Source organism: Streptomyces sp. NPDC048650, from assembly GCF_043199095.1.
GTDB lineage: Bacteria > Actinomycetota > Actinomycetes > Streptomycetales > Streptomycetaceae > Streptomyces.
The window spans coordinates 471526-491388 of record NZ_JBICVM010000001.1 but is presented as its reverse complement, the minus strand read 5'-3'; the positions used below and the strand labels follow the sequence as shown (position 1 = coordinate 491388).

The 19863-nt window shown below is 73.2% G+C and carries 17 protein-coding genes; 9 read left to right on the top strand and 8 right to left on the bottom strand.

The features are described from left to right. Positions 1–75: 75 nt before the first annotated feature. From ACGFML_RS02285 to ACGFML_RS02275, 3 genes are all read right to left on the bottom strand, one after another. On the bottom strand, positions 76–870 hold the full coding sequence (locus ACGFML_RS02285) for an enoyl-CoA hydratase/isomerase family protein (RefSeq protein WP_393539037.1): 795 nt from the start codon (positions 868–870) through the stop codon (positions 76–78). Between the two features lie 98 nt (positions 871–968). Continuing rightward, complete coding sequence (locus tag ACGFML_RS02280; protein WP_393539035.1) at positions 969–2093, bottom strand: adenylate/guanylate cyclase domain-containing protein; 1125 nt, start codon at positions 2091–2093, stop codon at positions 969–971. Positions 2094–2303: 210 nt separating this feature from the next. Further along, a complete protein-coding gene (locus tag ACGFML_RS02275) occupies positions 2304–3197 on the bottom strand; it encodes a biotin--[acetyl-CoA-carboxylase] ligase (protein WP_393539033.1) in 894 nt (297 codons plus the stop codon). A gap of 131 nt (positions 3198–3328) precedes the next feature. Here ACGFML_RS02275 and ACGFML_RS02270 point away from each other — a divergent pair, with 131 nt between their 5' ends. The 7 genes from ACGFML_RS02270 to ACGFML_RS02240 all read left to right on the top strand — a co-directional run bounded on the left by ACGFML_RS02270 (position 3329) and on the right by ACGFML_RS02240 (position 9322). Continuing rightward, positions 3329–4918, top strand: coding sequence for an acyl-CoA carboxylase subunit beta (locus tag ACGFML_RS02270; RefSeq protein WP_393539031.1), 1590 nt, complete (start codon positions 3329–3331; stop codon positions 4916–4918). Between the two features lie 14 nt (positions 4919–4932). Further along, entirely contained in the window at positions 4933–5145 is a 213-nt protein-coding gene (locus ACGFML_RS02265; RefSeq protein WP_393539029.1) for an acyl-CoA carboxylase epsilon subunit, read from the top strand. A gap of 148 nt (positions 5146–5293) precedes the next feature. Further along, positions 5294–5422 carry a morphogenic membrane protein MmpB gene (mmpB, locus tag ACGFML_RS02260; RefSeq protein ID WP_393539027.1) on the top strand — a complete coding sequence of 43 codons (129 nt, stop codon included), beginning with the start codon at positions 5294–5296 and terminating at the stop codon, positions 5420–5422. A gap of 119 nt (positions 5423–5541) precedes the next feature. Beyond that, positions 5542–7026: a peptidoglycan D,D-transpeptidase FtsI family protein gene (locus tag ACGFML_RS02255; protein WP_393539025.1), complete on the top strand. Its 1485-nt coding sequence runs from the start codon at positions 5542–5544 to the stop codon at positions 7024–7026. 41 nt (positions 7027–7067) lie between these two features. After that, positions 7068–7697, top strand: a complete 630-nt coding sequence (locus tag ACGFML_RS02250; protein WP_393539024.1) for a Maf family protein — start codon at positions 7068–7070, stop codon at positions 7695–7697. A 61-nt stretch (positions 7698–7758) separates the two neighbouring features. After that, the gene (locus ACGFML_RS02245; protein ID WP_393539022.1) at positions 7759–8607 is read left to right on the top strand and encodes an MOSC domain-containing protein; all 849 of its coding nucleotides are present in this window, start codon (positions 7759–7761) and stop codon (positions 8605–8607) included. Between the two features lie 145 nt (positions 8608–8752). Further along, positions 8753–9322, top strand: coding sequence for a DJ-1/PfpI family protein (locus ACGFML_RS02240; RefSeq protein WP_393539020.1), 570 nt, complete (start codon positions 8753–8755; stop codon positions 9320–9322). Positions 9323–9380: 58 nt separating this feature from the next. Here ACGFML_RS02240 and ACGFML_RS02235 read toward each other — a convergent pair whose 3' ends face one another. The 4 genes from ACGFML_RS02235 to ACGFML_RS02220 form a co-directional block, all read right to left on the bottom strand. After that, positions 9381–11465 carry a PQQ-binding-like beta-propeller repeat protein gene (locus tag ACGFML_RS02235; protein ID WP_393539018.1) on the bottom strand — a complete coding sequence of 695 codons (2085 nt, stop codon included), beginning with the start codon at positions 11463–11465 and terminating at the stop codon, positions 9381–9383. 48 nt (positions 11466–11513) lie between these two features. Beyond that, on the bottom strand, positions 11514–13706 hold the full coding sequence (locus tag ACGFML_RS02230; RefSeq protein WP_393539016.1) for a protein kinase: 2193 nt from the start codon (positions 13704–13706) through the stop codon (positions 11514–11516). A 7-nt stretch (positions 13707–13713) separates the two neighbouring features. Further along, entirely contained in the window at positions 13714–14661 is a 948-nt protein-coding gene (locus tag ACGFML_RS02225; RefSeq protein ID WP_393539014.1) for a serine/threonine protein kinase, read from the bottom strand. Positions 14662–14845: 184 nt separating this feature from the next. Next, positions 14846–15337: a hypothetical protein gene (locus tag ACGFML_RS02220; protein WP_393539012.1), complete on the bottom strand. Its 492-nt coding sequence runs from the start codon at positions 15335–15337 to the stop codon at positions 14846–14848. Positions 15338–15745: 408 nt separating this feature from the next. Here ACGFML_RS02220 and ACGFML_RS02215 point away from each other — a divergent pair, with 408 nt between their 5' ends. Further along, a complete protein-coding gene (locus ACGFML_RS02215; RefSeq protein WP_393539011.1) occupies positions 15746–17515 on the top strand; it encodes an acetyl/propionyl/methylcrotonyl-CoA carboxylase subunit alpha in 1770 nt (589 codons plus the stop codon). Positions 17516–17615: 100 nt separating this feature from the next. Here the strand turns inward: ACGFML_RS02215 and ACGFML_RS02210 are convergent, their stop codons facing one another. Further along, entirely contained in the window at positions 17616–18800 is a 1185-nt protein-coding gene (locus ACGFML_RS02210) for an alpha/beta hydrolase (RefSeq protein WP_393539009.1), read from the bottom strand. A gap of 349 nt (positions 18801–19149) precedes the next feature. Between ACGFML_RS02210 and ACGFML_RS02205 the strand changes: the two genes are divergently transcribed. After that, the gene (locus tag ACGFML_RS02205) at positions 19150–19785 is read left to right on the top strand and encodes a TetR/AcrR family transcriptional regulator (protein WP_393539007.1); all 636 of its coding nucleotides are present in this window, start codon (positions 19150–19152) and stop codon (positions 19783–19785) included. Positions 19786–19863 lie beyond the last annotated feature (78 nt).

The window sequence follows — 19863 nt, the reverse complement described above, 5'->3', positions numbered from 1 at the left end:
CGTCGGGGCGCGCCGGAGCAGGAGCCGCCGGTGGTCGCACTCGGTGGCGCTCGGTGGCCGAGGGGCGGCGCCGGCTCACTCCCCCGGCCAGTCCGGCTCCCGCTTCTCGTTGAACGCCGCCACGCCCTCCGCCCGATCCCCGGAGAAGGCCACACTGCGCCAGGCGCCGTCCTCCACCTCCAGGCCCGCCCGCAGGTCCAGGCCGTGCCCCAGCCGCATGGCCTTCTTGGCGGCGCGCAGCCCGACCGGTGAGTTACGCGCGATCCGGGCCGCCAGCGCCAGCGCCTCCGTCCGGTCCTGACCGTCCGCGACGAGCTGGTCGACCAGCCCCATCCCGGCGGCCTCGGCGGCCGGCACCCGGCGCGCGGTGAACACCAGCTCCGCCGCCCGGGCTGCCCCCACCCGGCGCGGCAGCAGCTGCGTACCGCCGCCACCGGGAATGACGCCCACCGACACCTCCGGCAGCCCGACCACCGCGCTGCCGTCCGCGACGATCAGATCGCAGGCCAGCGCCAGCTCGAACCCGCCGCCCAGCGCGAAGCCGTGCACGGCGGCGACGGTGGGCACCGGCAGTTCCAGGACCCCCGTGTAGGCGGCCCGGGTGTGCGGCCGCTGCCGCATCAGGTCCGCGTCCGTGAAGGAGTTGCGCTCCTTGAGGTCGGCGCCCACGCAGAACGCCCGCTCGTGGGTGGAGGTGAGGACCACCGCCCGTACCGTGCGGTCGGCGGCCAGCTCGGCGCACGCCTGCGCCAGGCTGTCGGCCATCGCCGTCGAGACCGCGTTCATGGCCTTGGGACGGTCCATGACGAGCTCCGCCACGAAGCCGTGCCGCTCGACCCCGACCCAACCCTCTGCACCGAACCGCTGCATACAGCCCTCCCGGTTAACGACCGTTGACCCGAACTGATCTGGCGGGATCATTTCAGGTGCCCGGGCCGGTGCACAGGAGGGGGGCGGCGGGCGGGGGCTCAGCCCCGCCGGCTCAGCAGCCAGGGCTCGATGACGCCCAGCCCCCGCACCGGCCGCTGCCACATCGGCTGCAGCGCGAAGCGGTAGGACGGCGGCGCCTCGCCCGTGCCCTCCTCGGCGGCCTTCTCGGCGGCCGCCGCATCCGCCTCGGAGACCGGCGCCTCGCCGGTGCGCCCCAGCTCCTCCGCGAACGCCTCGTCCACCAGCACGGTGTCCTTGGGCGCTATCGAGGTGAGCCTGCTGGCCAGATTCACGGTCGTGCCGAAGACATCGCCCATCCGGGTCGTGACCGTGCCGAACGCGATGCCGACCCGCAGCTCCGGCATCGTCTCGTCATGGGTCATCGTCTCGATCAGCCGCAGCCCGATCTCGGCCGCGATGCCCGCGTCGTCGGCCGCGAAGAGCACCTCGTCGCCGAGCGTCTTGATCAGTCGGCCGCCGTGCGCGGCCACCAGGTCGGAGCAGGTGGTCTCGAAAGCCTCCACCAGCTCGCCCAGTTCCTCCTCCTCCAGCCGGCGGGTCAGCCGGGTGAAGCCCACCAGGTCCGCGAAGCCGACGGCCAGGCGGCGGTCGACCATCTCCGCGTCGTCCTGCGCCCGGACGACCCGGCCGGTGGCCGCGGCGAGCTGGCGGCGCCAGACATAGACGAGGAACTCCTCCAGCTCGGGGAGGAGCAGCTCGACCAGCGGATACGTGATCTCCGTACGCGTCAGGCCGGTGTCCTGCGGCTCGGTCAACCCCTCCAGGAAGGAGTCGATCTGCCAGTCGGCGAGGCGCGCGGTGGTCTGGCCGGTGGAACGGGCGACCTGGACGGCCATCGCCTCGCTCAGCAGGCCCGCCTCGACCAGACCGGCCAGGCGCCGCAGCGCCAGCACATCGGCCTCGGTCAACGCCTTGACCTGGCCGATGTCGGCGAACCCCATGGCGCGCCAGAAGCGGGCCGCGAGGTCCATCGATACGCCGGCGCTGCGAGCCGCCTGGAACGGCGTGTAGCGGCGGTCGGCGCCGAGGATGAGTTGTTCGAGGCGAATGGCGAGGGGCCCGTCGGGCGAAGCGGCTGCCTCGTCGTCCGGGCCGGTGTCCTCGTCGTTCGTCGGGGCGGCGCCCGAGTCGTCGGCGGTCACCGCCTGCTCCCTGTCCGGTCCCTGCGCACTGCCCTTCCGATCACTTCTCGCCCATGGCCCGCTCCACGGCGGACCGCCCCAACGATACGGCAGGTGTGCTCTGGCTCACTCTCACATGGTGCCGCTGACCATGGAAGAGGCGGTTTCACCTCGGCGTGCCGGGGGTGGCGGACGGGGCGTCGGGGCCGCTCGGCGGGGGTGGGCGGCGCCTCACGCCGGCTTTCCGGAGTCGTCTCCTCCGGTTGCCCGCAGATGCACGATGTCGCCCGCCGCCACCGGCTGCTGCACCCCGTCCTCGGTCGCCAGGACCAGCCGCCCGTCGCCGTCGATGGCCACCGCCTCGCCGAGCAGCTCGGCATCGCCGGGCAGTTCGGCGCGCACCGAGCGCCCGAGGGTGGCGCACCCGGCCGCGTAGGCCTCCTGGAGGCGGCTGGCCGCGGGGTCGCCGACGGCGTCCTGCCACTTGCCGTACCACTCCTCCAGCGAGCGCAGCACGGCGCGCAGCAGCGGGTCCCGGTCGGTGCCGGGCGCGCCCGCCAACGCGAGTGAGCCCGCGGTGGGCACCGGCAGCTCGTCGGCCCGGAGGGAGACGTTCAGTCCGATGCCGATGACGACGCCGTCCCCGGCGCGTTCGGCGAGGATGCCGCCGGTCTTGCGCTCGGCGCCGTCCACCGTCACCAGGAGGTCGTTCGGCCACTTCAGGGTGGTGTCGACGCCGGCGGTGCGGGCGAGGGCCGCGGCGGTGGCCACGCCGGTCAGCAGCGGCAGCCAGCCCCAGCGGGCCGTGGGGGCGGTGGGGGTGAGGTAGACGGAGAAGAAGAGCCCGGAGCGCGGCGGCGCCGACCAGCGGCGGTCCAGCCGTCCGCGGCCCGCCGACTGCTCCTCGGCGACGAGGACGGCGCCCTCGGTCACCTCTCCCTTGGCCGCGCGGGCGGCGAGGTCGGTGTTGGTGGACCCGGTGGAGTCGACCACGTCGAGTGAGGTCCACAGCGACCCGGGGCGCAGCAGGGCCCGGCGCAGGGCGGGCCCGCTCAACGGCGGGCGCTCCAGATCGGACCAGCGGCCTGCGTCTTTGTCCTGGTTTCCCGGTGGTTGAGGCGTCATGGGGCCAGCCTAGGTGTGGTCAACGACGCAGTGCCGCAGAGCAGTCCCGCCGATACGCTACGAGGCGGTAGCCAAACCCGTACCACCCTCAGTACGAGCACCAGTCCAGGACGAGCAGGAGCCGCATCCCGATGTCCGAGCCGGAAGCAAACATCCACACCACCGCGGGCAAACTGGCGGATCTCCAGCGGCGGGTCGAAGAGGCCACGCATGCCGGTTCCGCCCGTGCGGTGGAGAAGCAGCACGCGAAGGGGAAGCTGACGGCGCGTGAGCGCATCGATCTGCTTCTGGACGAGGGCTCGTTCGTCGAGCTCGACGAGTTCGCCCGGCACCGTTCGACCAATTTCGGGATCGAGAAGAACCGCCCGTACGGCGACGGTGTCGTCACCGGCTACGGCACCGTCGACGGCCGTCCGGTCTGCGTCTACTCCCAGGACTTCACGATCTTCGGCGGGTCGCTGGGCGAGGTCTACGGCGAGAAGATCGTCAAGGTGATGGACTTCGCGCTGAAGAACGGCTGCCCGGTCGTCGGCATCAACGACGGCGGCGGGGCCCGGATCCAGGAGGGCGTCGCCGCGCTCGGCCTGTTCGCCGAGATCTTCCGCCGCAACGTGCACGCCTCCGGCGTGGTCCCGCAGATCTCGCTGATCGTCGGTCCGTGCGCCGGCGGCGCGGTCTACTCCCCCGCCATCACCGACTTCACGGTCATGGTCGACCAGACCTCGCACATGTTCATCACCGGCCCCGACGTCATCAAGACGGTCACCGGTGAGGACGTCGGCTTCGAGGAGCTGGGCGGCGCCCGTACGCACAACACCACCTCCGGCGTGGCGCACCACATGGCGGGCGACGAGAAGGACGCCATCGACTACGTCAAGGGGCTGCTGTCCTACCTGCCGTCCAACAACCTCTCCGAGCCGCCCGCCTTCCCCGAGGAGGCGGACCTCGAGACCTCGGACACCGACCGCGAGCTGGACGTCCTGATCCCGGACTCGGCCAACCAGCCGTACGACATGCACACCGCGATCGAGCACGTCCTGGACGACCACGAGTTCCTGGAGACCCAGGCCCTGTTCGCGCCGAACATCATCACCGGCTTCGGCCGCGTCGAGGGCCATTCGGTCGGCATCGTCGCCAACCAGCCGATGCAGTTCGCCGGCTGCCTCAACATCGACGCGTCGGAGAAGGGTGCCCGCTTCGTGCGCACCTGCGACGCCTACAACATCCCGGTGATCACTTTCGTGGACGTCCCCGGCTTCCTGCCGGGCACCGACCAGGAGTACGACGGCATCATCCGCCGCGGCGCCAAGCTGATCTACGCCTACGCCGAGGCGACGGTCCCGCTGATCACCGTCATCACCCGCAAGGCGTTCGGCGGCGCGTACGACGTCATGGGCTCCAAGCACCTGGGTGCGGACCTCAACCTCGCCTGGCCGACCGCGCAGATCGCCGTCATGGGCGCGCAGGGCGCGGTCAACATCCTGCACCGCCGCACCCTCGCCGCGATCGAGGACCCGGCCGCGCAGGACACCCGCCGCCAGGAGCTGATCCAGGAGTACGAAGGCGCCCTGCTGAACCCGTACGTCGCGGCCGAGCGCGGCTATGTCGACGCGGTGATCATGCCGTCCGAGACCCGCCGCCACATCGTCCGCGGGCTGCGCACGCTGCGCAACAAGCGTGAGGCGCTGCCGCCGAAGAAGCACGGCAACATCCCGCTCTAGGAGGTCGGTCCACGATGATCAAGGTCGTACGGGGCAACCCCACGCCGGAGGAACTGGCCGCCGCACTGGCGGTGGTGCAGGTCCGGGCGGCGGCCGCCGCTGCCGCCGCCCCCGAGGGGCCGGCGCGCGGGACGGAGTGGTCGGACCCCGCGTCCACCGTCCCGGCCCGCTCCCGGGTGCCGCACCCGGGTCCGCGTGCCTGGCGCACCACTTACTGGCCGCACTGAGCCCCTCGCGGCGGATGTGCGATGCGTCACGGTTCCTGCGCATCTTCCCGGTAGATCGGTGCAGTGTGCACGGACTAGTCCTTCGGGCCGTGGCGCCTGAGTACGCGTACTCAGGCGCCACGGCCCGGACGGGCGCAGGATCGGTCCCATGCTGTGGTCCGACCCGCCCGATGAGCCGCCCGAGGAGCTGCGCGACGTGCAGAACAAGCTCCGCCGGATGGGCATCGTGCTCGCCGTGGCCGCCGTGGGCCTGATGTTTCTCCTCGCCTGGGGGTAGTCCCGCCGCGCCGCGGCCCGTCGCGCCACGCAACCACACCCGCCTCCGGCGCATCTCTGTACCCGAAGAGTGCAATTCGGGCGCGTACCACCGGCGTGCCCCCGGGCAGTGGGGAAGCGATGAACAGACCGTTGCGGCGCATAGCCGTCTTCTGCGGGGTGCTGGTCCTCGCCCTGCTGGTCCGCGTGACGTGGGTGCAGTTCGTCCAGGGCGACGAGCTCGCCAACGACCAGTACAACCGTCGGGTCAAGATCGAGGCGTTCTCCTACCCGCGCGGCAACATCATCGTCGGCGGCAAACCCGTCACCGGTTCCGTGGCCACCGACGGCGACTTCAAGTACAAGCGGACGTACAAGGACGGGCCGATGTACGCGCCGATCACCGGGTACGCCTCGCAGGCGCAGGGCACGAGCATGCTCGAAGGCGTCTACAAGGACGTGCTCAGCGGCAAGGACGACCAGCTCTTCCTGAACCGCGCGAAGGGCATTCTGACCGGCGAGAAACCGCGCGGCGGCGACGTCATCACCACCATCGACGAGAAGGCGCAGAAGGCCGCGTACAAGGGGCTCACCGACCTGCACGCACGGGGCGCCGTGGTCGCCCTCGACCCGCGCAGCGGCAAGGTCCTCGCCCTGGCCGCCACACCGTCCTACGACCCCGCCTCCTTCGCCGGCCTGTCCCTCGCGGAGGGGAAGAAGTACCTGGCGCTCGACGCCGACAAGAGCAAGCCGATGAACAACCGGGCGCTGCGCGAGATCTACCCGCCCGGCTCGACCTTCAAGATCCTCACGGCGGCGGCGGCCCTGGAACACGGCACGGTCACCGACATCGACGCCTCCTCCGGCGCCCCCGCCCCGTACACGCTCCCCCAGACCCACACCCAGGTCGGCAACGACGTGGCCGGCGCGCCCTGCGACAAGGCCTCGATGAAGACCGGCATGCAGTGGTCGTGCAACAACGTCTTCCTGGACGCGGCCCACAAGCTGGGGACGGACAAGATGCGCGAGACGGCCGAGAAGTTCGGCTTCAACAAGCAGCAGTTCACCCCGATCCGCTCCGCCGTCAGCGGCTACCCCGAGAAGCTGGACCAGCCGCAGACCGCGCTGACCGGCATGGGCCAGGGCAGTCTGACCAGCACCCCGCTCCAGATGGCCATGGTCGTCGCGGGGATCGCCAACAACGGCAAGGTGATGAAGCCGTACCTGGTCGACAAGGTGCAGGGGCCCGACCTGTCCACCCTGGAGAAGACCGAGCCGGCGCCGCTGCACCCGAAGGACCCGCAGGCGGTCTCCGAGGACACCGCGCGGAAGGTCCAGGAGATGATGGAGTACACCGTCTCGGACGGCACCGCCGACAAGGCGGCGATCGACGGCGTCACCGTCGGCGGCAAGACCGGCACCGCCCAGCACGGCGCGAACGTCAACGACGAGCGCCCCTACGCCTGGTTCGTCTCGTACGCCAAGCAGAGCGACGGCAGCTCGCCGGTCGCGGTGGCCGTGTTCGTCGACCCCAAGGACATGGACATCCCCCGCGAGCAGATCGCCGGCGGCAAGCTGGGCGGGCCGATCGCGAAGGCGGTCATGGAAGCCGTGCTCGGCAAGTAGCGCGGCCCACCGCCCGCGGCGGGCTCCGTACCATGGCGGACATGACCTCAGCGCACCAGCCACAGCCCGATCCCGGCGCCCGCCGCCTCGTCCTGGCCTCCCAGTCCCCCGCCCGGCTGGGCCTGCTCCAGCAGGCGGGGCTGGCGCCCGAGGTGATCGTCAGCGGCGTCGACGAGGACGCGCTCACCGCCGCCACCCCCGGCGAGCTGGCCCGCGTCCTGGCCGAGGCGAAGGCCGCCGCGGTCGCCGGCCGCCCGGAGGCGGCGGGCGCGCTGGTCATCGGCTGCGACTCGGTCCTGGAGCTGGACGGCCGCGCCCTCGGCAAGCCCACCGACGCAGAGGACGCCACCGCCCGCTGGAAGTCCATGCGCGGCCGCTCCGGCGTCCTGCAGACCGGCCACTGCGTCGTCGACACCGCGACCGGCAGCCACGTCTCCGCCACCGCCGCCACCACCGTCCGCTTCGGCGAGCCCACCGACACCGAGATCGCCGCCTATGTCGCAAGCGGCGAGCCGCTCTTCGTGGCGGGCGCCTTCACCCTCGACGGCCGCTCGGCCCCGTTCATCGACGGCATCGACGGCGACCCGGGCAACGTCATCGGCCTCTCCCTGCCGCTGCTGCGCCGCCTGCTCGCCGACCTGGACGTGGCCATCACCGACCTGTGGACCTGAACGGAGAGCGGACGGCGTCATTCACCCCCGCCGGGCGGCCCGCGTGGCGCAAGCTGACCGCATGGCGACCATCTCAGATCTCCTCACCTATCCCGTCAAAGGATGCGCCGGGATCCCGCTGACCGAGGCCGAGCTCACGCCCGCCGGGCTGCCGTACGACCGGAGCTTCATGGTGGTCGACGAGGGAGGTGGCTACCGCACGCAGCGAAGGGACCCGCAGCTGGCGCTGATACGCCCCGAGGTCGGCGCCGAGGGGACCGAACTCACCTTACGGACAGCGGGAGTCGACCCCGTCCGCCTCCCGGTGGACATCGACTCGGCGCGCACCCCGGTCGACCTGTTCGGGGCGCCCTACCAGGGCATCGACCAGGGCGAGGAGGCCGCCCGGTGGCTGTCCCGGGTGCTCGGCGCGCCCCGTCGGCTGGTCCGGGTACCGCCGGAACACGACCGGGTGGCGGCCGGGCTGCACCCCGGCCCCTCCGGATACGCCGACAGCTGCGCCCTGCACATCCTGTCCCGGGCCACCCTCGACGACCTCAACGCCCGCTACGCCGCGGCGGGCGCTCCCGCGCTGCCGATGACCCGTTTCCGGCCGAACATCGTGGTCGACGGCTGGGACGCGCCGCACCAGGAGGACCACGCGCGGCGGGTCCGGGCCGGCGACGCCGAGCTGGGATTCGCCAAGCCGTGCATCCGCTGCGCCGTGACCCTGGTCGACCAGGAGAAGGGCACCAAGGCCGGACCCGAGCCGCTGCGCATGCTCGCCTCGTACCGGCGGGCGCCCCAGGGCGGGGTGGCCTTCGGGTCGCTGTACTCCGTACTGCGGACGGGCAAGCTGGCGGTGGGCGACGCCTTCGTCGTCGAGGAGGGCAGCCCGCCGAACGCCCCCGCACCGACGTCGGCGGGGTGAGCGGCGACGACGGCGCAGGCTCGCCGCAGTGGCCGGAATCGGCCCGTGGTGCCCCCTCCCCCGGCCTGTCGCATTCCGGACGGACGCGGGCGCGCCGCATGGTGGGTTCCGCATCACCCGGATCTCACCGCGAGGAGTACGTCCCGTGCCCAAGATTCTGATCATCGCCGGCGACGCCACCGAGGACCTGGAGTTCTTCTACCCCTACCAGCGGATGCTGGAGGAGGGCTACGAGACCCATGTCGCGGCGCCGTCCCGCAAGAAGTTGCACTTCGTCACGCACGACTTCGTGGACGGCTTCGACACCTACACCGAGAAGCCGGGCCACTCCTGGCCCTCCGACCTGGCGCTGTCCGAGGTCGATCCGGCCGGGTATGCCGCCCTGGTGCTGCCGGGCGGGCGGGCGCCCGAATACCTGCGCAACGACCCCGACTTCGCGCGCGTGGTGACGCACTTCTTCGACGCCGACAAGCCCGTCGCGCACATCTGCCACGCGGCCGTCGCCCTCGCCCCGTTGGGCGTCCTCAAGGGCCGCCGGACCTCCGCCTACCCCGCCTGCGCACCGGATGTGGAGATGGCCGGAGGGATCTTCGTCGACGGTTCCGCGGTCGTCGACGGCAAGGTCGTCTCGGCGCGCGCCTGGAACGACCAGCCGGACTGGATGCGGGCGTTCGTGCGGGTACTGCGCGAGGAGGCACCCGTACCGGGCCGGTGAGTCGGGCCGCGGCGGTTCCCCGGTGGCGCGTGACGCGTCCCCGGGGCGCGGACGGGGCTCAGAACACCGGAAGGGCGTACAGGGACCCGCCGTTCATGACGAACACGCGGTTGCCGTCGGCCACCAGCCACTTGCGGTCATTGTCGGGGAGCTCGTACGACCAGACGGTGCGGCCGGTCGCCGTGTCGACGGTGTTGACCTCGCTGAGGACGTACCCGTCGACGGTCCAGGCGCCCCGTCCCTGGACGAGCACCGGCAGGCCGACGGAGGACCCCCCGGGGCCGTCCCAGAGCTCGCTGCCGTCGGCGGCCTTCATCTTCCTGGGCCAGGAGCCGTGGACGGCGTAGACGCTGCCGTCGTCGTAGGCGACCGCCGGGCCCCAGCGGTCCCGGCGTCCCGCGGAGTCCTTCTCCTCGACCGTCCACAGCTCCTTGCCGTCCCCGATTCGGCGGGCCGTGAGGGACGAGCCGTTGAGGTAGACCGTGGTGCCGTGGACGGCGGGTCGGAGCAGGCCGTCCCCCTGCTTCCTCAGGTCCCACACCTGGCGGCCGTCGGCCGTGTCGAAGGCCAGGACGTCGCCCTCGTCGGTGGACAGGACGAGCCGGCGGTCGGCCGTGACACCCGGCGGCGCCATCTTGCCGCGGAAGCCGTCGCCGGGCTTGGTCGTCCAGCGGATCCTGGCGTCGGAGCGGCCGACCGCGCGCAGCCTGCGGTCCTTCGTCAGCACGTAGACGGCGTCGTCGTCGGCGGCCAGCAGGGCCCGCACGTCGGCGTCGGCGGTCCAGCGGGGCTCCCCGGTGGAGGCGACGAAGGTCCGCAGGGTGCCCTTGGCGTCGGCGGCGGCGATCAGCCGGTCCGAGAGGGAGAGGAAGCGGCTGGGCGCACTGACCTCACGGGCCGCCCAACGGCGTTTGCCGTCCACGACGTTGACCGCCGCGATGCCGCCGCCCGAGGCACCGAAGACCAACACGTCCCGCACCGGCAGCGGCGCCGGTGAGTCGTCGGCGACCGTCTCGACCGGCCCCCAGAGCTTCTTGGGCGACCCGCCGGTGATGTAGTCGCCGTCGTCCGCGTTCAGTACGTGCGCCGCGGGCGTCCGGGCGGCCGGCGGGAAGGCGAAGAGGTCCGGCTTCCGGGGCGGCTGCGAGCGCGGCCACCAGGCCACCGCCCCGCCACCCGCCGCCAGGAGCGCGCCGCCCGCCGCCAGGCCGGTCACCAGCCGGCGCCGGGTGACGGGGCGGCCGGCGTCGGGCGGCATGGGCCCGATCAGCGCGTGGACGGCGCTCTCGCGCTGTTTGATCTCCTCTGCCACGCTGCCGCGCCGCCAGGCCCGTTCGGCCCCCCGGGGCGGCGCGAAGGCGGCCGCGATGGCGGCGGGGGTGGGTCGGGCGGCCGGGTCCTTGGCGAGGAGCCGCGCGATCAGCGGGTGGAGCGCGTCGGGGACGGCCGTGAGGTCCGGCTCGTCGTGGACGACCTTGTACTGGAGGGCGGCGATGTGGGTGGCGTCGAAGGCTCGGTGGCCGGTCGCCGCGTACACCAGGACCGCGCCCAGCGAGAAGACGTCCGCGGGGGCGGCGACGCGGTGGCCCAGGGCCTGTTCGGGGGCGCCGTAGCCGGGGGTGACCGGGACCTGCCCGGTGGCGGTGAGGGTGAGGCCGTGTTCGGGGCGGGCGATGCCGAAGTCGATGACGCGCGGGCCGTCGGAGGTCAGGACGATGTTCGGCGGCTTGAGGTCGCGGTGGATCAGCCCGGTGGCGTGGATGTCCGTCAGGGTGCGGGCGAGGGATGCAGCGAGGGCGCGTACCGCCGGCTCGTCGAACGGCCCGTGGGACTCGACGGCCTGATCGAGGGTCGGCCCGGCCAGGAACTCGGTGGCGATCCACGGCCGCCCGCCCTCGGTCTGCGCGCCCAGGACGTTGGCCACGCCCTTGCCGCGCACCGCCTGCGCCGCGAGGGCCTCGCGGACGAAGCGCTGGGCGAGCTGCCGCTCATGGGTGAGCTCCGGCCGCAGCACCTTGATCGCGGCGACGCTCCCGGCGCCGTCGAGTCCGGCGTAGACCTTGCCCATACCGCCCTCGCCGAGCACACCGAGCAGGCGGTAGGGGCCGAGGCGGAGCGGGTCACCGGTGCCGAGAGGGTCCATGGGAGGGGCTTTCTGCCGGGGAGGTGTGGGGGCGGGGTTCCGGGGTGGTCACTGGAGGGGGAAGGCGGCCAGGAAGTGCGCGTCCGAGGCGATGATCACCTTGTTGTGCTCATCGGCGACGAAGCGGTTCCCGGTGGTGCGGTACTGCTTGGCGGTGGTGTGCGACGTGAGGCCGACGGCGCGCAGCACACCGTCCTTTCGACTGTGCGTGTAGGCGTAGCGGGAGCCGATGACCGGGAGGGCGGTGAGGGCCGTCCGCGCGCCGTGGGCGTCCCGCTGGTTCCACCGACGCTCGCCGCCGGACGCCGTGACCGCGGCCAGGCCGGTGCCCTCCTGCACCACGTAGAGCACACCGTCCTTGAGGGCCGGCGGGCCGTACGTACCGGCCGCCTCCCACACCTGCTTCCCGTCGCCGAGCCGCAGCGCCCGCAGCCGGCCGACGCCCAGGTAGAGGTGCTTGCCGTCGGCCGTCAGCGGGTACGTCACCGCCTCCGGCTTCGCGCCGGCCAGCGGCCGGTCCCAGGCCACCTTCCCGGTGCGGGTGTCGCGGGCCACGATCCGGACGGTGCCGTCGTTCATCCGCTGGAGGGCCACCAGCCGGCCGCCGGCGACCGTCGCGGTGAGGAAGTGCAGGTCGTCGGAGTCCGTCGGGTGGAAGGGCACCGGCTCGTACCAGCGCTTCCGGCCGGTGGCGAGGTCCACGGCGGTGACGTTCCAGGGCATCTCGCGTTCGTACCTCTTGACCGTGTCGCGCTGGCACACCGCCAGGTAGGCGGTGCCGCCGGACACGCCGAGCAGCTGGACGGCGAGGAGTCGGCCGCGGGAGTCCGTCAGGTCGGTCTCGGGCCTGCCGGTCTTCCCGGTGGCGGTGTCGAGGGGGGCGACGGCGTACGTGCTGCGCGAGGGGTGACGGAAGTTCACGATCCGGTAGGCGCGCCTGCCGTCGGACGCGAGGTGCCAGATGTCCGCCGCCGTCGACGACCAGTCGACCGCGCCGCTCCTGCCGTCGATGCCGTACGTCTTCATGCCGGGCGCCAGGATGACCACGCCGTCGACGACCAGTGGGACGGCGGGCGACTCGCCCTCGTCGTTGCCGCCGAGCTGGATCTGCCAGAGCGAGTCGAGCTTCCTCCTGGGCGGCGCGCCGACGCTGGGGCCGGGCTTCGGCTCGCGGTACGCGGGCGGCGTGGGCGACGGGTCCTGCGGCCCGAGCCAGGCCCGGGCGCCGGCCCCGATCCCGGCCAGGCCCAGCGCGGAGCCGGCCCCCGCCACCAGCAGCCCGCGCCGGGACGGGCCGGTGGCCACCGGGGCCTGCTCCGACGCCGCCGGCTCGTCGGACGGGGCGGGCAACCGCCGGGGCGTCACCCGCCAGACCTCGCTCGCCCGCGCCCCGATCATCGCCAGCACCCCGTCGGGCAGGTGGTCGGCGAACTGCCCGCTCCCGTCGTGGAGCCGGGCCAGCAGTTCCTCGATGCCGGGGCGCTCGGCCGGGTTCCTGGCCAGCGCGTGGGTGAGGGCCGGCACGAGGGCGGCGGGAACACCGGTGAGGTCCGGGGCGCTGTAGCGGACCCGGTAGAGGAGGTCGGCGGGGCGGCCGTCACCGAAGGGGCCGTGGCCGGTGGCGGCGAAGACCAGGACGCCGGCGAGCGCGAACACGTCGCCCGCCGGGGTGTGTTCCTCGCCCGCCGCCTGCTCCGGGGACATGAAGGCCGGGGTGCCGACCGCGCTGCCGGTGTGGGTGAGGCGCTCGGCGCCGGCGGCGCGGGCGATGCCGAAGTCGATGACCTTCGGCCCGTACGCGGTGATCATGATGTTGGACGGCTTGAGGTCGCGGTGCACCACGTCGGAGCGGTGCAACCGACCGAGCGCCTCGCACAGCGCCGCCCCCAGGGCTCGTACGGACGCCTCGGGCAGCGGGCCGGTCTGCTCCACCGCGTCGTCGAGCGGCGGGCCGAGCACGTATGCGGTGGCCAACCAGGGGGTTGCGGCGAGCGGATCGGCGGCGACGACCTGCGCGCCGTAGCGGCCGCCGATCACCCGCGCCGCGTCGGACTCCAGCCGGAACCGGGTGCGGAAGGTGGCCTCCGAGGCGATCCGGGCGTGCATCGTCTTGAGCGCGACGGTCCGGCCACCCGCCGAACGGGCCAGGTAGACGGTGCCCATGCCGCCGCTGCCCAGGCGGGCGACGAGGCGGAAGGGGCCGAGGTCGTGCGGGTCGTCGTGGGTGAGCGGAAGCGGCATACGCGCGTCAGTCCTGCCGTTCGGCGGCCGGGGCCGGAAGGTCCGCGGCGAGGAATCCGGCCGACTGGCGGGCCAGGGACGCGACCACCCGGCCGGGCAGCCAGCCGGGGGTGAGGCAGGCGTGGGAACGGCCCTGCACGGGGGCGGGCGCATCCCCCGGCGCGTCGTCCGGCAGCGGGGCGAACGCGTCCAGCAGCGCGGCCGGACGGGGGCGGGCGGCCGGGTCCCGGGCGAGGCAGCCGGTGACGACGTCCCGCAGCGCGGCCGGGAGCTCGTCGCGCTCGGGGACGGTGTGTCCGGTGGCGGCGTAGGCGAGGGTCGCGCCGAGCGCGTAGACGTCGCCGGGCGGGTCCGGCCGGTCGCCGGCGGCCTGTTCCGGGGGGAGGCTGCCCGACTCCAGGCCCGGCAGACCGGACCGCGGGGCGCCGTCCCCGGCGGCGGCCCGGACCGCGCCGAAGCAGGTGAGCCGGGGGCCGTCGGCCGCCAGCAGCACGGCGGCGGGCGAGACGCCCGCATGGGTGAGGTTCTGCCCGTGCCCGACCATGAGCGTCTCCACCAGGGCGGCGCCGATGGCTCTGACGGTGCGTTCGGGCAGCGGGCCGCCGTGCCGGGCGAGGGCGGCGGGGAGCGGCAGCGCGGGCAGATACGGGCGGGCGTGCCAGGGCTCCGTGCCCGGGGCGGCGAGTTCGGTGGCCGGGGACGACCAGGGGCCGAGCAGATAGCGGGAGGTTTCGGCCTCCGCCATGAAGCGGCCGGGGTCGGCGCCCGGCAGCGGGACGCTGATCAGTACCGTGGCCGCGCCGTCCGCGCCGCGGGCGACGAAGCGCCGCTCGGGCAGGGGTATTCGGCCGGGCGCACCGGTGCCGTCGTCGCCGTCGAGGCCGCCGAGCACCGTGTACGGCCCTATCCGGCGCCCGGCTCCGCTCTGCCCAACTCCCGTATCCGGCGCATCCATGCGCGGCATCCCCCCGCCGATGATCTGGCCACCAGAGCCTACCCAGAGGCGGGGAGACGGCCGCGGCTGGCCTACGGGCGGCTGCGGCCGCTCCTTGGACCCGCCCTTCCGCCCGGCGTCCCCGGCGGGCTCCTCGGCGGGCTCCTCGGCAGGGTCTTCGGCGGGCCGGAGAGCCCGCCGACGGTCAGGCCGAGGTGGGGGCCGCGCCGGTGCCCTCGCTGCCGGCTTCGCCGCCAGCCGCCCCGGCCCGCGGCTCGCCGTACGCGACCAGCGTCAGCACGATCAGGGCGAGGACGAGCATCATCCCGGCGAACGCCGGCCAGCCCACCAGCCCCACGGCGAACGCACCGATCAGCCCGTGCACCACCGCGCAGGTGATGAGGAGGATGCGGGCGAAGCCGCCGGGTGCGCGGTCGCGCAGCCCGATGCCCGCCATGACGGCGGCGCACAGGAGGAGATAGAGGCCGAAGAGAGCGCCGGCGGCCCATGCGCCGACGGACATCGCGCCGGGCTTCAGGCCGGCGAGGGACATCTGCTGGTGGTCGACGACGATGCTCAGGATCCAGTTGAGCAGGACGATGCCGAGCGCCTCCAGGACCAGCACCACCGCCGCCACCAGAGCCACCGGTCTGCGTGCCACCACCCCGCCCACCCTCTTCCGCCTACGCCACGCCATGGTCGGTACCGCTGTTACCGCGCGTACCGAAGACATCGCGCACGCTACTAATGGGTAATAGCTGGGGCAAGGGGTCTGCACGGCCAGGGTGCGGGCGATACGGGAAGGCGCTCGCGGCCGCGGGAGCGAAGCGCAAAGTTTCCTTCGCCCATTCGTAGGGACTCCACAAAGAATTGACGACCCGCCGAACGGCAACGGCCAGAGACCTAGGCCACATCGGGGCTTGGCCCCGAGCCGCGGATTCCGGGCCTACCCTGGACCAACAGGGAACTCAAGCCCCTCACTGGCACCCCCGGCACGCTCCGTGTGGGCAAGGTCACCACCGGATACGGCTCGGCACGCGGTGTCGCCAGTCCCTAAACTCGCGACGTTAATTAGTTGCGGCGAAGCGCCAAGGAAGGACCCATCGTGCGCAAGGTGCTCATCGCGAACCGTGGCGAGATCGCCGTTCGGGTTGCCCGTGCCTGCCGGGACGCCGGGATCGGGAGCGTAGCCGTCTACGCCGACCCGGACCGCGACGCCCTGCATGTCCGTGCGGCAGACGAGGCATACGCCCTGGGCGGTGACACACCTGCCACCAGCTACCTGGACATCGCCAAGGTGCTGGCCGCCGCCGCCGACTCCGGCGCGGACGCCGTCCACCCCGGCTACGGCTTCCTCTCCGAGAACGCCGAGTTCGCCCAGGCCGTCCTCGACGCCGGCCTGACCTGGATCGGCCCGCCCCCGCACGCCATCCGCGACCTCGGCGACAAGGTCGCCGCCCGCCACATCGCCCAGCGTGCCGGCGCGCCCCTGGTCGCCGGCACGCCCGACCCGGTCTCCGGCTCCGAGGAGGTCGTCGCCTTCGCCGAGGAGCACGGCCTGCCCATCGCCATCAAGGCCGCCTTCGGCGGTGGCGGCCGCGGCCTCAAGGTCGCCCGCACCCTCGACGAGGTCCCCGAGCTCTACGACTCCGCCGTCCGCGAGGCCGTCGCCGCCTTCGGCCGCGGCGAGTGCTTCGTCGAGCGCTACCTCGACCGCCCCCGTCACGTCGAGACCCAGTGCCTGGCCGACAAGCACGGCAACGTCGTCGTCGTCTCCACCCGCGACTGCTCCCTCCAGCGCCGCCACCAGAAGCTGGTGGAGGAGGCCCCCGCGCCGTTCCTCTCCGACGAGCAGAACGCCGAGCTCTACCGCGCCTCCAAGGCCATCCTCAAGGAAGCCGGCTACGAGGGCGCCGGCACCTGCGAGTTCCTCGTCGGCCAGGACGGCACCATCTCCTTCCTCGAGGTCAACACCCGCCTCCAGGTCGAACACCCGGTCACCGAAGAGGTCACCGGCCTCGACCTGGTCCGCGAGATGTTCCGCATCGCCGACGGCGAGGAACTCGGCTACGACGACCCGGCGGTGCGCGGCCACTCCTTCGAGTTCCGCATCAACGGCGAGGACCCCGGCCGCGGCTTCCTGCCCGCACCCGGCACCGTCACCCGCTTCGACGCCCCCGCCGGCCCCGGCGTCCGCCTCGACGCGGGCGTGGAGTCCGGTTCGGTCATCGGCCCCGCCTGGGACTCCCTCCTCGCCAAGCTGATCGTCACCGGCGCCACCCGCGAGCAGGCCCTGCAGCGCGCCGCCCGCGCCCTGGACGAGTTCACCGTCGAAGGCATGGCCACCGCCATCCCCTTCCACCGCACCGTCGTCAAGGACCCGGCGTTCGGCCCCGAACTCGCCGGCTCCAAGGACCCGTTCACCATCCACACCCGCTGGATCGAAACCGAGTTCCGCAACGACATCCCCGCCTTCGTCGCGCCCGGCGCCGACGAAGCCGAATCGGACAGCCGCGAGACGGTCGTCGTCGAGGTCGGCGGCAAGCGCCTCGAAGTGTCCCTCCCGTCCTCGCTGGGGATGCCGCTGGCCCGCGCCGCCGTCGCCGGTGGCGCCAAGCCCAAGCGCAAGGCCGCCAAGAAGTCCGGCAGCGCCGCCTCCGGCGACGCCCTCGCCTCCCCCATGCAGGGCACCATCGTCAAGGTCGCCGTCGAGGAGGGCCAGCAGGTCGCCGAGGGCGAACTCGTCGTGGTCCTGGAGGCCATGAAGATGGAACAGCCGCTGAACGCCCACCGCTCCGGCACCATCAAGGGCCTGACCGCCGAGGTCGGCGCCGCCCTCACCGCCGGCGCCGTGATCTGCGAGATCAAGGACTGACGCGGCACCACCTCACCGGTGAGGGGCTCTCGGCACGTGAAGTGCCGGGAGCCCCTCCCCGTGTCCGGGGCCGGTGGGCGGGGCCGCGCCGGACCCACCGTCAGGAGGCGCCGACCACGTCCTCCGGGAACGTCAGCGAGCCGCTCATCCACCGGAGGGCGGCGGGCAGCTCGCGCCGCCAGGTGGCGAAGTTGTGGCTGCCGTGGTCGAGCACGAGGGAGTCCGCCGTCATCGGCGCCCGGACCGCGTCCAGGAAAGCCCTGGCCGCCGGGTAGTTCTTCTCGCCCGTGCGGCTGGTGCCCACCAGGACGTTCACCGGCGGAGCGGGCAGATGCCGCAGCCGCCACATCAGATCGTGCTCCTGACGCCGCCGGACGCGATCCTTGCCGTCCCCGAAGAGATCGCCGGTGGTGGGGTCGTTGGCGGCCCGGTAGTCGGGCGAGAGGGCGGCCGCCGAGGTGTACGTACGGGGATGTCGCAGGGTCAGCTGGAGCGCGCAGCTGCCGCCCGAGGAGTAGCCGAGCACTCCCCAGCCTCCCGGGTCGCGGCCGACGCGGTAGTGCGACTTCAGCGCGTCCGGCACATCGCGGGCGAAGAACGTCTCGGCCTGCGGGCCGCCGGGTACGTCCACGCACTGGGTGTCGCGCGGCGGCGCGATCGTGGGCCGCATCATCACGATCACGGTCGGCTGCATCCGGCCCGTACGGATCAGCCGTCCGGCCGTCTGGGGCAGCCGCAGATGCTGCCCCAGCAGGAAGTTGCCACCCGGGTAGCCGCTGAGTGCGACGACGACGGGGAACCGCTGCCGGGCGTACTGCGGTTGGAAGTACTGCGGCGGGAGATACACGTACGCACCGTCCACGACCCGGGTCCGCTTGCCCACCACCCGCACCGACTCCACCTTGCCGACCAGGTCCGGCCGGCCCTTGGGCAGGCCGTGCACCTTGTCCAGCCCGTCCGGACCGGATGCCTGGACGAGCCCCTTCGACGGATCCCCGACGGGCCCGGCCGTCCCGCCGTCGCCCCATCTGCCGACCGCGGCGGGCGCGTCGTCGTACAGGCCGAGCAGCTCGTGCCAGGAGGCGTAGAACTCGAATTCGGCGTTCACCGCGAGCCCGAGGGTGGCCACGATGGTCAGCTGCGTCGCCACGACGGACCCGAGCCGCCCCAGCAGCGCCCGTGGCCCGCGCCCGGCGAAGCGCGGCCACAGCCGGACGGTGAGCCCCACACCGACCACGGCGACCGCGGCCATGACGTACAACAGCGACCGGCTGGTCAGCCCCATGACGTTCTTCCTCAGTTCCCGCCTGCCGTGCCGTCGCCACCTGACCCCACGACGGACATTCCAGGACGTCGTCCCACGACTCCCGGAAGACCCCGGAAGACGTCGTTGCGCCAGGTTTGACGGGCGGCGAGGCGGTGGCGTTGCCAGGCGGGCGAGGTGTTCGGGCACGCGACGCCGGAGGGATGCCGGCGGTTCACGCCGTGTCTGCCGTCCGGCCACCGGGGCGGCGGGTGGCGGAGGTCCGGCGGGCGGTCACCGCCCCCGTACTCCGGCCGGAGAGGTCATCCGCGTGCGCAATGGCATCCTGGACCCACCGGGCCGGGACCGGCCGGGTTGAGGGAGGACGGCGATGGAGACCGAGACGGCGGGGGCGCGGGCCGCGGCGAAGGGCTCGACGGCGCAGGCTGCCACGGCGGCGCACGCGGTACGCCCCATGCGGGCGGATGCGCGTCGCAACTACGAGCGGCTGCTGACGGAGGCCCGCACCGCCTTCACCGAGCACGGCACGGACACCTCACTCGAGGACATCGCGCGCCGCGCCGGCGTCGGTATCGGCACCCTCTACCGCCACTTCCCGCACCGGACGGCCCTGATGGGCGCGGTCTTCCAGAGCGAGGTGGATGCGCTCCTGACGTACGCGAAGGAGCTGGCCGACGCGCCGCGGCCGTGTCACGCCCTGGTCGACTGGCTGCGGGCGATCATCACCCACGCCAGCACCTACCGGGGACTGTCCCGCGCCCTGATGGCGGCGTCGGCGGACGACAGCTCGGGGATGGCGCGGTGCAGCGTGCCGATGCGCGAGGCCGGCGAGGCACTGCTGAGCCGCGCCCAGCAGGCCGGCGCCGTACGCCCCGATGTCAACATCAGCGATCTGCTGCAGCTGACCAACGGCATCGCGCTGGCCGTCGAGGAATCCCCCGACGACCCGCAGCTGGCCGACCGGCTGCTGACGCTGACCCTGAGCGGGCTCAAGGCGGAGCGCTGAGGCCCACCCGGCCCGCCGGGTGACCGCGGCCCGCCGCCCTGCCCACCTGACCGCCGAAGGGGCCCACGGCGGGCCCGC